A 549-nucleotide genomic window follows, 5' to 3' on the forward strand; every position below is an offset into this window, starting at 1 on the left:
CAAATCCTTCAATTAAAGCCTCTGTTGCTTGCGTCTGCTCCAGCTCGATTTTTATTTCACGAAGCAGATTAAAAATCTCATTATTAGGATTTTCCACGAGTTGCTCTTCAATATCTTGTAATCTCTTATGTAGGTGGTGTTCTTGAAGATGCAAGTAGATGGCTTGTTTTAATACAGCACGAGCATCTTCTATAGGGGCCCCGGCAAAGACAGTACGCATACCAACATTTTGCACAAGATTTTTCATACGCTCTAAAAGAGTTTTTTGCCCCCTTTCTTCTAAAAACGCAATCATTGTCTCTTTATTATGAAGTTGCTGCCCCCCCAGAACTTCTAACATAGATTGATGAAGACTTATTAATTGCGTATTTTCTAACTCCAACGCAGCGAGAACTTCAAAATTTTCATACCATAGCTCAGGATAGTACGCCAAAATTAGCAAAATAACTGCCTCACGTAGAGGAACAGAATGCGATGAATCGCGTATGATGTTGGAATTTGCCAACATCGAAAAAGATTGATCTTTAAAAATCCTATTTTTGGGGTTCT

General features: G+C 38.3%; 1 pseudogene. It reads right to left on the reverse strand.

Annotated features, from left to right (window positions below):
* Window positions 1-549, reverse strand: a pseudogene (locus tag ACFIK8_RS12985) (DNA primase); the annotation flags it as partial.

The sequence above is a fragment of the Bartonella sp. MR168JLCBS genome, from assembly GCF_042194175.1.